This is a genomic window from Pseudoalteromonas sp. C8 (assembly GCF_011378685.1).
Classification (GTDB): Bacteria; Pseudomonadota; Gammaproteobacteria; order Enterobacterales; family Alteromonadaceae; genus Pseudoalteromonas; species Pseudoalteromonas arctica.
The window spans coordinates 136,516-149,854 of record NZ_WTKT01000005.1 but is presented as its reverse complement, the minus strand read 5'-3'; the positions used below and the strand labels follow the sequence as shown (position 1 = coordinate 149,854).

General features: G+C 38.6%; 13 protein-coding genes. 7 read left to right on the top strand and 6 right to left on the bottom strand.

Features of this window, described 5'->3' with window-relative positions; genetic code table 11:
* Position 1: 1 nt before the first annotated feature.
* From odhB to sucD, 3 genes are all read left to right on the top strand, one after another.
* Positions 2 to 1,519: a 2-oxoglutarate dehydrogenase complex dihydrolipoyllysine-residue succinyltransferase gene (gene odhB / locus GQR39_RS06945; RefSeq protein WP_165735201.1), complete on the top strand. Its 1,518-nt coding sequence runs from the start codon at positions 2 to 4 to the stop codon at positions 1,517 to 1,519.
* Between the two features lie 177 nt (positions 1,520 to 1,696).
* A complete protein-coding gene (gene sucC, locus GQR39_RS06940; protein WP_007586870.1) occupies positions 1,697 to 2,863 on the top strand; it encodes an ADP-forming succinate--CoA ligase subunit beta in 1,167 nt (388 codons plus the stop codon).
* Complete coding sequence (gene sucD / locus GQR39_RS06935) at positions 2,863 to 3,735, top strand: succinate--CoA ligase subunit alpha (RefSeq protein WP_007586864.1); 873 nt, start codon at positions 2,863 to 2,865, stop codon at positions 3,733 to 3,735. Before sucC ends, sucD begins: the two co-directional genes overlap by 1 nt.
* 59 nt (positions 3,736 to 3,794) lie before the next feature.
* Here sucD and GQR39_RS06930 read toward each other — a convergent pair whose 3' ends face one another.
* A complete protein-coding gene (locus tag GQR39_RS06930; protein ID WP_165735200.1) occupies positions 3,795 to 4,865 on the bottom strand; it encodes a DUF3083 family protein in 1,071 nt (356 codons plus the stop codon).
* A 218-nt stretch (positions 4,866 to 5,083) separates the two neighbouring features.
* On the opposite strand from GQR39_RS06930, the gene glnS reads away from it, so the two are divergent.
* On the top strand, positions 5,084 to 6,742 hold the full coding sequence (gene glnS, locus GQR39_RS06925) for a glutamine--tRNA ligase (RefSeq protein WP_165735199.1): 1,659 nt from the start codon (positions 5,084 to 5,086) through the stop codon (positions 6,740 to 6,742).
* A 297-nt stretch (positions 6,743 to 7,039) separates the two neighbouring features.
* Here glnS and fur read toward each other — a convergent pair whose 3' ends face one another.
* From fur to GQR39_RS06900, 5 genes are all read right to left on the bottom strand, one after another.
* Complete coding sequence (fur, locus tag GQR39_RS06920) at positions 7,040 to 7,483, bottom strand: ferric iron uptake transcriptional regulator (RefSeq protein WP_007586857.1); 444 nt, start codon at positions 7,481 to 7,483, stop codon at positions 7,040 to 7,042.
* Between the two features lie 186 nt (positions 7,484 to 7,669).
* Positions 7,670 to 8,197, bottom strand: a complete 528-nt coding sequence (gene fldA / locus GQR39_RS06915) for a flavodoxin FldA (protein WP_007586856.1) — start codon at positions 8,195 to 8,197, stop codon at positions 7,670 to 7,672.
* A gap of 14 nt (positions 8,198 to 8,211) precedes the next feature.
* On the bottom strand, positions 8,212 to 8,490 hold the full coding sequence (gene ybfE / locus GQR39_RS06910) for a LexA regulated protein (protein ID WP_002962928.1): 279 nt from the start codon (positions 8,488 to 8,490) through the stop codon (positions 8,212 to 8,214).
* A gap of 2 nt (positions 8,491 to 8,492) precedes the next feature.
* On the bottom strand, positions 8,493 to 8,714 hold the full coding sequence (locus tag GQR39_RS06905) for a DUF2788 domain-containing protein (protein WP_002962930.1): 222 nt from the start codon (positions 8,712 to 8,714) through the stop codon (positions 8,493 to 8,495).
* 95 nt (positions 8,715 to 8,809) lie between these two features.
* Positions 8,810 to 9,577: an alpha/beta fold hydrolase gene (locus GQR39_RS06900; protein ID WP_121955046.1), complete on the bottom strand. Its 768-nt coding sequence runs from the start codon at positions 9,575 to 9,577 to the stop codon at positions 8,810 to 8,812.
* A 220-nt stretch (positions 9,578 to 9,797) separates the two neighbouring features.
* Between GQR39_RS06900 and seqA the strand changes: the two genes are divergently transcribed.
* The 3 genes from seqA to astE all read left to right on the top strand — a co-directional run bounded on the left by seqA (position 9,798) and on the right by astE (position 13,215).
* The gene (gene seqA / locus GQR39_RS06895) at positions 9,798 to 10,394 is read left to right on the top strand and encodes a replication initiation negative regulator SeqA (RefSeq protein ID WP_024589204.1); all 597 of its coding nucleotides are present in this window, start codon (positions 9,798 to 9,800) and stop codon (positions 10,392 to 10,394) included.
* A 9-nt stretch (positions 10,395 to 10,403) separates the two neighbouring features.
* Positions 10,404 to 12,041 carry a phosphoglucomutase (alpha-D-glucose-1,6-bisphosphate-dependent) gene (gene pgm, locus GQR39_RS06890; RefSeq protein ID WP_165735198.1) on the top strand — a complete coding sequence of 546 codons (1,638 nt, stop codon included), beginning with the start codon at positions 10,404 to 10,406 and terminating at the stop codon, positions 12,039 to 12,041.
* A 121-nt stretch (positions 12,042 to 12,162) separates the two neighbouring features.
* The gene (gene astE / locus GQR39_RS06885) at positions 12,163 to 13,215 is read left to right on the top strand and encodes a succinylglutamate desuccinylase (RefSeq protein WP_165735197.1); all 1,053 of its coding nucleotides are present in this window, start codon (positions 12,163 to 12,165) and stop codon (positions 13,213 to 13,215) included.
* Positions 13,216 to 13,339 lie beyond the last annotated feature (124 nt).

The following is a 13,339-nucleotide window of genomic DNA, read 5'->3' as shown; positions in this document are numbered from 1 at the left end:
AATGAGCACAGAAATTAAAGTTCCTGTTCTTCCTGAGTCGGTTGCAGATGCTACCGTTGCTACATGGCATGTAAGTGTTGGCGACAAAGTAACTCGCGATCAAAACTTAGTAGACATTGAAACAGATAAAGTGGTTTTAGAAGTTGTTGCACAGCATGACGGTGTAATAACAGAAATATCACAAGAAGAAGGTGCAACCGTACTTGGCGACCAAGTTATGGGTTTACTTGGTGATGCTGATGCAGCGCCAGCAAGTGAAGGTTCAACTAAAGAAGAATCAGCACCAGCTAAATCAGAAGACGCGCCAGTGGCGCAATCAGCACCAGCATCAGAAGGTAAAGAAGTGGATATTAAAGTACCTGTACTTCCAGAATCAGTTGCAGACGCAACAATTGCTACATGGCATGTACAACCAGGTGACGCGGTAACACGCGACCAAAACTTGGTAGATATTGAAACAGATAAAGTTGTTCTTGAAGTAGTAGCTCAAGAAGATGGCATCATGGGTGATATCATTCACGGCGAAGGCGATACTGTACTAGGCGAGCAAGTAATTGGTTCGGTTAAAGCAGGCGGTGCACCAGCGGCTCCAGCTGCAAAAGCAGACGCAGCGCCAGTAGCAGATTCAAGCGAAAGTTCAGATGTGTTAACACCATCAGTTCGTCGTTTAATTGCTGAGAAAGGCCTAGACGCTTCTAAAATTAAAGGCACGGGTAAAAATGGTCGTGTAACTAAAGAAGACGTTGATACTTTCTTAAAAGCACCAGCGCCAGCGGCTAAAAAAGCAGAAGCTTCTGCTCCTGCAGCACCAATGGGCGATCGTACTCAAAAACGTGTACCTATGACTCGTTTACGTAAAACGATTGCGACACGCCTTCTTGAAGCTAAAAACTCAACTGCAATGTTAACTACATTCAACGAAGTGAACATGGGACCAATCATGAGCCTTCGTAAGCAGTACCAAGAAACGTTTGAAAAGCGTCACGGCATTCGTTTAGGTTTCATGTCTTTCTATGTGAAAGCGGTAACTGAAGCTCTTAAGCGTTTCCCTGATGTAAATGCATCAATTGATGGTGACGATATTGTTTACCATAACTATTTCGATATCAGCATTGCAGTATCTACTCCACGTGGCTTAGTTACTCCAGTACTTAAAGATTGTGACAAACTATCTGTTGCTGAAATCGAAAAAGGTATTCGTGAGCTAGCACTTAAAGGTCGTGATGGTAAGCTTACGCTTGCTGATATGACGGGTGGTAATTTCACTATTACTAATGGTGGCGTATTTGGTTCATTGCTATCTACACCTATCATTAACTTGCCACAGTCTTCAATCTTGGGTATGCATAAAATCCAAGACCGTCCGATGGCTGTAAATGGTAAAGTTGAAATACTACCTATGATGTATTTAGCACTTTCTTATGACCACCGTATCATTGATGGTAAAGAATCTGTTGGTTTCTTAGTGACTATTAAAGAGTTACTTGAAGATCCAACTCGCTTATTGCTAGATGTTTAATCTAGTTGTATAAAATGTAAGCTGTGAATGAACATTCACAGCTTTTTTTTTGCGCCTTTGGTCGTACTGGGGTTTTCATGTTAAGCCTTGGGATCTATACTAGGTGCGCAATTTGGGATAGTTGTTTATTTGAAAAAATATTCAGCTCTTTTAGTATAAAAAATTGGATAAAGCATCATGAATTTGCATGAGTATCAGGCAAAACAACTTTTTGCCGAATATGGTTTACCCGTTTCTACAGGTTACGCTTGCGATACACCTGAAGAAGCTGCTGCAGCTGCTGAAAAAATTGGCGGCGATATGTGGGTTGTTAAAACTCAGGTTCACGCAGGTGGACGTGGTAAAGCTGGCGGTGTAAAGCTAGTTAAAACTATCGAAGAAGTAAAAGCGTTTGCAGCTAACTGGTTAGGTAAAAACCTAGTTACTTACCAAACAGACGAGAAAGGCCAGCCAGTAGCTAAAATTTTAGTAGAAAGCTGTACTGACATTGCTAACGAATTGTACCTAGGTGCAGTAGTTGACCGTGCATCTCGTAAAGTAGTTTTCATGGCGTCTACTGAAGGCGGCGTTGAAATTGAAACTGTTGCTGAAGAAACACCAGAGCTTATCCACAAAGCAGAGATCGACCCGTTAGTAGGTCCTCAAGCTTACCAAGCACGTGAACTAGGTTTCAAATTGGGTCTTAACCCAGTACAAATGAAACAGTTTGTTAAGATCTTTATGGGTCTTGGTAAAATGTTCACTGATTTTGATTTCGCATTACTTGAAATCAACCCGTTAGTAATTACAGACGAAGGCAACCTTCACTGTCTTGACGGCAAAATCGGTATTGATGGTAATGCACTTTACCGTCAACCTAAAATCCGTGAATTCCACGATCCATCTCAAGAAGATGCTCGTGAAGCACACGCAGCAAGCTTCGAGCTTAACTACGTTGCTCTAGACGGTAATGTTGGTTGTATGGTTAACGGTGCAGGCCTAGCAATGGGTACTATGGACATCGTAAACCTACACGGCGGCAAGCCGGCTAACTTCTTGGATGTTGGTGGCGGTGCTACTAAAGAACGTGTTTCTGAAGCATTCAAAATCATTCTTTCTGACGACAATGTTAAAGCTGTTTTAGTAAACATCTTTGGCGGCATCGTTCGTTGTGACATGATTGCTGAAGGCATCATTGGCGCAGTTAAAGAAGTTGGCGTAACCGTACCAGTAGTTGTACGTTTAGAAGGTACTAATGCTGAATTAGGTCGTGAAGTTCTTAAGAACTCTGGTCTAGATATCATTGCTGCTGAATCACTAACAGACGCTGCTGAAAAAGTTGTTGCTGCTGCGGAGGGCAAATAATGTCTGTATTAATCAATAAAGATACAAAAGTTATCTGTCAAGGTTTCACTGGTGGCCAAGGTACTTTCCACTCAGAGCAAGCGCTTGAGTACGGTACACAAATGGTTGGTGGTGTTAGCCCAGGTAAAGGCGGTCAAACGCACCTTGGTCTTCCTGTATTCAACACAGTTCGTGATGCTGTAAAAGAAACTGGCGCAACTGCTTCAGTTATCTACGTACCAGCTCCTTTCTGTAAAGATGCAATCTTAGAAGCTATCGATGCTGGCATCGAGCTAATAGTTTGTATTACTGAAGGTATCCCTACACTTGATATGGTTGATGTTAAAATCAAACTAGATCAAACAGGTACTCGTATGATCGGTCCTAACTGCCCAGGTGTTATTACTCCTGGTCAAACTAAGATTGGTATCATGCCTGGTCATATCCACAAACCTGGTAAAGTAGGTATTGTTTCTCGCTCTGGTACTTTAACGTACGAAGCAGTTAAGCAAACTACTGATGCTGGTTTTGGTCAGTCTACGTGTGTTGGTATTGGTGGTGATCCAATTCCAGGTACTAACTTTATCGACGTTCTAGAAATGTTCGAAAAAGATCCACAAACTGAAGCAATCGTAATGATTGGTGAAATTGGTGGTACTGCAGAAGAAGAAGCTGCAGAGTACATCAAAGCTAACGTTACTAAACCTGTAGTATCTTACATTGCTGGTGTTACTGCACCAGAAGGTAAGCGTATGGGTCACGCTGGCGCAATCATTGCCGGCGGTAAAGGTACTGCTGATGAGAAATTTGCTGCATTAGAAGCTGCGGGCGTAAAAACTGTACGTTCACTTGCTGATATCGGTAAAGCACTTAAAGAGAAAACAGGCTGGTAATCGCTTGTTTCCTTTGAAAAGGCCCGCATATGCGGGCCTTTTTGTTATTAGATGAAAATTTAGAACGGGTAACTAATATGCTGGAAAAAACGTACAGATAAGTCTTGGCGTTGTTTATTTATAGCCAGCTCATTACACAGAGTATAGATTGTTTTTTCTACTTGGTTCATAAATCGACCGTAGCCCATTTCATGTTTATCCTGCTGCGTTGCTACTACTACAAAATGCAGCGTTTCTACTAATTTACTTGCTTCATAAAAGTGCTTAATTTGATTTTCATTAGATTCAATATCAAAACTTAACTTTTGAAGTTCATCATTGCCTTCACTTTTATCTATTTTACTGTTGCGTATAATAGGCGTTGCACCGTTAGCAACCATAGCGCCATGGTTTAAGTTATTATTTTGACATGCACGTAAAAATGCATAAGCAAAGTAGTCATAAAATTTAGCATAATCGTTGGTGTTCATTAGTGTTTGAAACTGCGTTTTAATAGCGCGCGAAACCGGTATAGTAAAAGTGGCGTAAGTCATCTCTGCATAATCATTGGGTATGCTGCATTGTCTTGACTGGTAGCGAGGGTAGAGACTTCTTAATTTGTAACCATAGCTTTCCTTGTTGCCTTTTTCTTTAGCAAATAGGTCATACGTTAAGTGTTGATGGTCGCGTAGTTTAAACTGGGGTTGATTTATTAAGAGTTGTTCTTGTAAAGTGTCTAACACTTTTTGAACTTTATTATGAAATTCTGCAGAGTTGGCTCGTAAATCATCGCCTGTTGCTAAAAATAGAATGCGTATTTTTTTACTCGGTGTACCTTCAGTGTAATAAATCTTATGCGCTTCGTGATAACGAGGATTATAAAAAAAGAGCATTTGTTTATCTGTTTCTAATTGATAAGACTCATCATTAAATCTTACAACGGGTAGTTTATCATTCGCTAATAAGTGCACATTATAAAGCTCATACTCATCACAAGAAGCAAACAGCTGACGTGCAATACGTTCATAGCAGCAATTTATATCACTAAAGCTTTTATAAAAATCGTGATTAGGGGTTATTTCAGCTAAAAGGTAGTGGTTAGCGCGTGCATTAGTTGGAATATATACACGATGTTGATTAAGTGTCGCCATCTTTAAATCCTTATAATGTAGGTTATTTACCTACTATAAACTGTTTAGATGACTTAAATATTGCGTTAAAACAAATTTTATTCATAAACAATGGTTCAGCTGAATTAAAGTTAAGCAATATCAAAAATAAACCTTAATCTAGTGCTGTATGTTAGTGTATGTTTTTGTAATAATGCATTAGTTTTGTTATTACGTAATATTTAGAGGACTGCACTCCTATGGCGGAAATTGAGAATCGCCCAAGTAACTTTATTAGAACCCGAATTGATGAAGACTTAGCAAGTAAAAAGCATGCAACAACGCATACACGTTTTCCACCTGAACCAAATGGCTTTTTGCATATTGGTCATGCCAAATCAATTTGTTTAAATTTTGGCATCGCAAAAGATTATAACGGTTTATGTAACTTACGTTTTGACGATACAAACCCAGAAAAAGAAGACATTAACTACGTTAATTCTATAAAAGAAGACGTACAGTGGTTAGGTTTTAACTGGGATGGCGATATAAAGTATTCTTCTAACTATTTTGATACTTTATATGGTTACGCTGTTGAGCTAATAAATAAAGGCTTAGCGTACGTTTGTTTTTTAACAGCAGACGAAGCACGCCAATACCGTGGTACATTGAAAGAACCAGGTAAAAATAGCCCGTACAGAGATACATCAGTTGAAGAAAACCTAGCGTTATTTGAAAAAATGCGTGCTGGCGAATTCAAAGAAGGCGAATGTGTCCTGCGTGCTAAAATTGATATGGCTAGTTCATTTATGGTGCTTCGCGATCCAATTATTTATCGCGTACGTTTTGCTCATCATCATCAAACAGTAGACAAGTGGTGCATTTACCCAATGTATGACTTCACGCACTGTATTTCTGATGCACTTGAAGGTATTACACATTCATTATGTACACTCGAGTTTCAAGATAACCGTCGTTTGTACGACTGGGTGCTTGATAACATTAGTTTAGAGTGTCACCCACAGCAAATTGAGTTTTCACGTTTAAATCTTGAATACACAATTATGTCTAAGCGTAAGCTAAGCGATTTAGTGGTAAATAACCATGTAGAAGGGTGGGATGACCCACGCATGCCTACAATTGCAGGTCTACGTCGCCGTGGTTATACACCAGGCTCAATCCGTGAGTTTTGTTTGCGTATTGGTGTAACAAAACAAGAGAATATGGTTGAAATGGGTATGCTTGAAGCATGTATCCGTGAAGATCTAAACGAAAATGCACCACGTGCAATGGCCGTACTCGATCCTGTTAAAGTTGTTATTGAAAACTACGATGCAGACAAGGTTGAAACTTTATCAGTGGCTAACCACCCAAATAAAGAAGAAATGGGTCGTCGTGATGTACCATTTACTCGTGAAATCTATATAGAACGAGAAGACTTTAAAGAAGAAGCGAATAACAAGTTTAAACGTTTAGTGCTTGATAAAGAAGTGCGCTTACGTGGTGCTTATGTTATCAAAGCACAGCGTGTTGAAAAAGACGAAAATGGTGAAATCACAACTATCTTCTGTACTTACGATACTGAAACACTTGGTAAAAATCCAAGTGATGGACGTAAAGTAAAAGGTGTTATTCACTGGGTTTCAGCACCAGAGTGTATTACGGCAGAAGTTCGTTTATACGATCGTTTGTTTAGTGTTCCAAACCCAGCAGCCGCTGATGAGTTTGAAACAACATTAAATCCAGAGTCACTGGTTGTTTTATCAAACGCTAAATTAGAGCCATCGCTTGCTAATTCACAAGCAGAGCAGGGCTTTCAGTTTGAGCGTACAGGTTATTTCTCTCGTGATTCTAAATCAGTGAACGTTGTATTTAACCAAACAGTGGGTCTTCGTGATTCATGGTCTAAGACTCAATAAGTAATATCTAAAAAACCTGAACTCTGGATAATAAATCTATCTCGAGCAGCTATTTTCAGCGCTAACTGCGTTGAATTTACTTGCAATAGGCCAGCTATTGACGCGTGAATTCGCCTTGTTTTTACTTAAAATCTCTGGCTAGAGAAAATAAATTTAAATATCACCATGATTCAATACGTTGGTAAATCTCTTAACCAGAGTTCAGGTTTAATATCCCCAGTTATGTTTATTACAAGCGTATTTTAGACACAAAAAAACCTGCACTTAGCAGGTTTTTTATTGCTTTTAAAAGCGGTATTAGCTGTTAGCGTCGCTAAATTCTTTACACGCTGCTTTATCGTTACACTCACCGTATAAATATAAAGAATGGTTTGTAAGTGTAATACCATTTTCTTCAGAAATTTCAAGTTGACGACGTTCAATCATCTCATCTTCAAACTCTACCACTTTGCCACACTTCAAACATACTAAATGATCGTGGTGTGTGCTTCCTGAAAGTTCAAATACTGATTTGCCACCTTCAAAGTGATGACGGCTTACAATACCCGCATCATCAAATTGGTTAAGTACGCGGTATACAGTTGCAAGACCAATTTCTTCACCTAGATCCAAAAGAATTTTGTAAACATCTTCAGCACTGATGTGTTGGTTATCTGGAGATTGTAAAATCTCTAATATTTTAATACGCGGTAAAGTTACTTTTAAACCGGCTTTTTTAAGTTCCAAGTTATGATCAGTCATTAAATCTGTCTCAATTTTATTTGGTTATACTAGACATCTTGCAAAGATGTACACGACACATTAGCAACAAACAGGATAACGTGCCTAAGCGTTAAGTGCAAAGAACAATTGATTTATATTGCCACTAAAGCTTAAAACGCTAACTGTTTGATAATTATTTAAACAGCTAGCGATATATGCAGTAAATTAGTCAGCTAATTCACTTAAACACATTTCTTCATATACTTGAGCAGACCATGCTTTAACACGTTGTTCTGTAAGCTCTGGTTGACGGTCTTCGTCGATACCCAAACCTACAAAATGCTTATCATCAGCCATGCCTTTAGATGCTTCAAAGTCATAGCTTTCGCTCGGCCAATGACCAACAACAATAGCGCCACGTTCAGTAACGATATCGTTGATCATGCCCATCGCATCTAAAAAGTACTCAGCGTAATCTTCTTGGTCTCCACAACCAAAAATAGCAACAAGTTTACCTTCAAAGTCTACTTCTTCAAGTTCTGGAAAAAAATCATCCCAGTCACATTGTGCTTCGCCGTAGTACCAAGTAGGGATACCGAATAAGATTAAATCAAATTCAGCAATCTCTTCTTTAGAGCTTTTTGCAATATCATGAACAGCCACTAGCTTTTTACCCAATTCTTTTTGGATCATTTTTGCTACGTGTTCTGTGTTACCTGTGTCACTTCCGAAAAAAATGCCTACACTTGCCATGGATTTAAAACCTTTTATGTATCAATAGCCAATCTTTCTTGTAAAATCGTTTCAATCAGCGCACTGCGGCTAATATTTTGTGCATCTGCCATATCACTCAATGCTTGATATAACTGCGATGAAACTTTAAATTCAACACGCTTTAAGCCACGTGCTTTATCTCTTTTTATTTGATTACGTTTATTTACCTTTAACTGCATATCCCGTGAAAGGGGATTGGTTTTAGGTCTGCCTGGGCGTTTTTCGTATTCAAATAAATCGAGTGTAGTTCTATCTGTTTCTGACTTCGCCATGCTTAACCTACACCTGCGCCTTGCCAAAATACTTGAATAAGACCTTTAGCAATAAAGCCTGAACAACCTAAAAAGAGCACGCCCCAGACAATGTATTGTCCGAACTTAGGCACATTGCCACTTTTTAGTACGTCTTTAATTGCCATGCCGATGAATATGAAAATACCGGCTAAGCCAAAATACAACCCTAGGGTATCAAATTCGTTAATTAACTGACTGACCATCAACGTATAACCTTTAAATTAAACGGCGCGTACTATAGCATATAATTATTCATATATTTAGTGCGCAAAATCAAAAACACGCGATTAAAATTGCTTTAAACCGCAGTTAAAAAGTCGTTTATCGCTTTATTTACAGCAAGTGGCTTTTGAGCATGAAGCCAATGGCCTGCGCCATGAATTATTTTAGCCTTGGTATTTTTAAAGCGAGCTTTAATTGCAGTACGATGCTCGGGCAAAATATAGTCAGAATCATTACCTTTAATGAAAAGAGTATCGCATAAACAAGAATTATTTTCATTAACATTGGATGTGATTGTAGAATATTTTTCGTCAAGCACATCTAAGTTAAATCGCCATGCAAAATGACCTTCCTCATTTTTAGCGAGGCTTTTAAGTAGAAACTGTCGAACTCCCAGTTCTTCTATGTAAGGCTGCATTAGAGCATCAGCTTGTTTTCTATCGTCAATTGATTGTGCTGAAACCGCTTTTAATGCCTGTAATATTTTTGTGTGCCGAGCAGGGTAACTAACAGGTGCGATATCAAGTACAACAAGCTTATTTACAAGTTCAGGATGTGTAAGCGCTAATTCCATTGCCACTTTACCACCCATAGAGTGCCCAACTAAATGTGCTTTATCTATGTTCAAATGTGCCAATAACTCAACAATATCTTGTGCCATTGCCGGGTAGTTCATTTCATCACTATGAGGAGAAAGCCCGTGGTTACGTAAATCAACGTTAATAACAGTAAAGTGTTCACTTAATGGTTTTGCTATTACATTTAGGTTTTCTAATGATCCAAAAAGCCCATGTATCAAAATAACATTAGGACCTTGCCCTTGTTGCTTGTAATTTAACTGCATACCCGCCTCCTGAAAATTTCGCCATAGTTTGCCGAGCATTGCTCTAAAAAGCAAAAAATACAGCGACTATTTATTAAATTGGGCTTTTGTTTGTTAAATCAACAACAATGAGGTAAATATTAATATGTTTACGGGAGTGCTTGTTGTAACTCGCATTTCTGATTGGTTTGGGTATAATCACACGGGAGAAAAAAATGTGACCCGTAATGACAGGAAGAACATGAAACAAATCGACATAGACGACGAGTTATATCAATATATTGCAAGCAATACGCAAAGTATTGGTGAAAGTGCATCCACTATTTTACGTCGTTTATTAAATCTGAGCGGCGAAAAAATTCAAACCGCAAACGTAGAACTAACTCAAAATAATCAAACTGCGACTACGTCTACCGCCACATTAAAAAGCTCAGAGCCATCTGCTGCTGAGACTTCAAAAAAACAAACGCCTGTAGCTCATGCACCCGTGAAGCAAAAAAGCGATAATGTTTTTAATGTATTAAATAAAGAAGAGCTGGCAATGCAAAAAGGTGTTGTTGGACGCTTTTTGTTTATTTTAAGTGCATTTTACCGCACACATAAAACTGATTTTTCTGCGGTATTAGACATAAAAGGGCGTGACCGTGTTTACTTTGCTACTAGTAAAGAAGCTCTAGTAAATAGCGGTAGTAGTATGAATCCTAAGAACATAACCGATAGTGAATATTGGGTTATGACTAATTCTAATACAACGCGTAAAAAAATGATGCTTCATGAAGTGGCTCTTTGCCTTGGATATAGTGCAGAGCAAGCTGAAAAAATTCGCGATTACCTGTAAGGAAATATAATGGCTATTCACTCAGGCGCAGGCAAAACTGCTCCACAATCGGCACTGGTTAACGTACCTAAATTAGTATCTGCGTATTACTTAAATGAACCTGATCTTGAACAAAATCCAGAGCATTGTGTTGCCTTTGGTACCTCAGGGCACCGTGGTTGTTCTTACGATGTTAAATTTAACGAGTCACACATTCTAGCGATTACTCAGGCTATTTGTGATTACAGAAAACAAAATGACATATTTGGTCCGTTATTTTTAGGCAAAGACACACACGCATTGAGTGAAGCCGCATTTAACTCGGCTATTGAAGTATTAGTTGCTAACGAAGTGCAAGTGATAACGCAAGAAGACGGTGATTTTACACCAACGCCAGTTATCAGCCATTCCATAGTTAGCCACAATAAGCTACACCCAAATGAATTAGCAGACGGGATTGTTGTTACGCCTTCGCATAACCCTCCTGAAGATGGTGGCTTTAAATACAACCCACCTAATGGCGGGCCAGCAGATACCGACGTCACTAAATGGATTGAAGACAGAGCTAATCAACTTTTACTAGAAGATTTAGTTGAAGTTGAGTTGTTCCCATTCGCTAAAGCATCGCGTTCTGGCTTTATCCGCTACGAAGATTTAATGACTCCTTATATTGATGACTTAGCAAATATCGTTAATTTAAAAGCAATTAGCGATGCAGGTATCAAAATTGGTATCGATCCACTAGGTGGTTCAGGCATCAACTTTTGGCCAGTCATTGCAAAAAAATATAATTTAGATTTAACCGTAGTTAATGATGTTGTTGATCCACGTTTTGCTTTTATGCCACTTGATAAAGACGGCAAAATTCGTATGGATTGTTCATCGCCTTATTCAATGGCAAATCTTATTGCACTAAAAGATGATTTTGATGTGTCTATAGGTAACGACCCTGACTACGATCGTCACGGGATTGTAACGCCAGATGGTTTAATGAATCCAAACCACTTTTTAGCAGTGGCAATCGATTACTTACTTAAACACCGTGATTGGAATGAAACCGTAGAAATTGGTAAAACATTGGTTTCTAGCTCTATGATCGACAAAGTAGCTGCTCGTAACAACCGTAAAGTTAAAGAAGTACCAGTAGGCTTTAAATGGTTTGTTGAAGGCTTAAGCAAAGGCAAGCTTGCCTTTGGTGGCGAAGAAAGCGCAGGTGCTGCATTCTTACGTTTTGATGGCTCTGTATGGTGTACAGATAAAGACGGCTTCATTATGGGTCTACTCGCTGCAGAAATACTTGCTGTGACAGGTAAAACGCCATCAGCGCTTTATAAAGAATTAGAACAAGAGTTTGGTTCTCCAATTTATAAACGCCTAGATGCACCAGCCACAAGCGGTCAAAAATCACGTTTAAAAGCATTGAGTGCTTCTGATGTTAAAGCAGATACACTTGCTGGCGAGCCTATTTTGCAAAAATTGACTCATGCACCAGGTAACGATGCCGCCATTGGTGGTTTAAAAGTGGTTACTGAAAATGGCTGGTTTGCAGCGCGTCCATCAGGTACTGAAGATATTTATAAAATATACCTTGAATCATTTAAAGGTGAAGCGCATTTAGCGTTACTTGAAAAAGAAGCTAAAAAGCTTGTAGATTCAGTTATAAGCTAACTTAATCTAATAATTTTAAAACGGCTGATTTATTCAGCCGTTTTCGTTTCTATACCTTGTGTATTTATAAAAATATATGCATAAGAGTCTACTCTCACATTATTTTTAAAGGGCTTATTATATGTCAGCCAATCCATCTTACTTAAATGAACTAAAACAAACAGGCGATTTTTTAACGCTTAGTCGTGACAACGAATGGCATTTAGATGCAGGTGACTTTGTTTTAGATAATGGGACTCGTGTAAATATACACGATACCGGCGTAATTGAGTTTCAACCTGCTGTTACAACGTCAAAAGATGTAGTTTATTCAAGCGCTGTACACGGTAACGAAACTGCCCCAATTGAAATTTGTGATGCACTTATTAAACAAATTATAAAAGGCGAGCTGATACTTAAGCAGCGTGTTTTGTTTATTTACGGTAATCCACAATCAATTAATATTGGCCTGCGTTTTGTAGAAGAAAACTTAAATAGATTATTTAATGGTCACCATACAGTTGAAGGTGTACCAATGAATAATGAGCGAAACCGCGCTGCAAAGCTTGAGCAATACGTAAGCGATTTTTATACACGTGGCGAGCAAGGCAGTAGCCGATGTCATTACGACTTACACACTGCAATTAGAGGCTCTAAAAACGAAAAATTTGCTGTCTATCCATTTTTACATGGTAAGCCATGGAAAAAGTCGCAGTTACAATTTTTATTGAGTTGTGGTGTAAATACCGTATTAATGATGAAATCTCCTGCAACAACATTTAGCTATTATTCGTCATTTATACACGGTGCTGATTCTTTTACGGTAGAGCTGGGTCAAGTTAAGCCATTTGGTCAAAACGATATGGCTCGCTTTGAAAAAACAAAGCAAACCTTAACTGCATTAATTAGTCAAAATGAAGTTAAATATCCTGAATTTAATGCAAACGATTTTGAATTATTTGCTGTCCATCGCACAATTAATAGAACGCAGAACGATTTTAGTTTTCCTTTTTCTGACGATGCCGAGAACTTTACTGGCTTTGCGAAAGGTGAACTACTTGCAACCGACGGTGATACAGCGATTTACGCTGACGTTGAAGGAGAGGCTATTATTTTTCCAAATGCGAGCGTAGCATTAGGGCAAAGAGCACTCCTTACTGTTATTCCAATGGATATTGATAGCAATTTCGTCTAATTTAACTCATCAGACCACTAGTAACTTAAAGTTAACTATATGTTTACTATGAAGTAAAGTAACCGTATCGTTAACTTGCCACTTATTTAACCAATATTTGCTTTTGTTTCGTCCCAGATCTGTT

Excerpts from the sequence above, each read along its gene's own strand:
- odhB (WP_165735201.1), top strand. The coding sequence starts at position 2 with ATGAGCACAGAAATTAAAGTTCCTGTTCTTCCTGAGTCGGTTGCAGAT.
- sucC (WP_007586870.1), top strand. The coding sequence starts at position 1,697 with ATGAATTTGCATGAGTATCAGGCAAAACAACTTTTTGCCGAATATGGT.
- sucD (WP_007586864.1), top strand. The coding sequence starts at position 2,863 with ATGTCTGTATTAATCAATAAAGATACAAAAGTTATCTGTCAAGGTTTC.
- GQR39_RS06930 (WP_165735200.1), bottom strand. The coding sequence starts at position 4,865 with ATGGCGACACTTAATCAACATCGTGTATATATTCCAACTAATGCACGC.
- glnS (WP_165735199.1), top strand. The coding sequence starts at position 5,084 with ATGGCGGAAATTGAGAATCGCCCAAGTAACTTTATTAGAACCCGAATT.
- fur (WP_007586857.1), bottom strand. The coding sequence starts at position 7,483 with ATGACTGATCATAACTTGGAACTTAAAAAAGCCGGTTTAAAAGTAACT.
- fldA (WP_007586856.1), bottom strand. The coding sequence starts at position 8,197 with ATGGCAAGTGTAGGCATTTTTTTCGGAAGTGACACAGGTAACACAGAA.
- ybfE (WP_002962928.1), bottom strand. The coding sequence starts at position 8,490 with ATGGCGAAGTCAGAAACAGATAGAACTACACTCGATTTATTTGAATAC.
- GQR39_RS06905 (WP_002962930.1), bottom strand. The coding sequence starts at position 8,714 with ATGGTCAGTCAGTTAATTAACGAATTTGATACCCTAGGGTTGTATTTT.
- GQR39_RS06900 (WP_121955046.1), bottom strand. The coding sequence starts at position 9,577 with ATGCAGTTAAATTACAAGCAACAAGGGCAAGGTCCTAATGTTATTTTG.
- seqA (WP_024589204.1), top strand. The coding sequence starts at position 9,798 with ATGAAACAAATCGACATAGACGACGAGTTATATCAATATATTGCAAGC.
- pgm (WP_165735198.1), top strand. The coding sequence starts at position 10,404 with ATGGCTATTCACTCAGGCGCAGGCAAAACTGCTCCACAATCGGCACTG.
- astE (WP_165735197.1), top strand. The coding sequence starts at position 12,163 with ATGTCAGCCAATCCATCTTACTTAAATGAACTAAAACAAACAGGCGAT.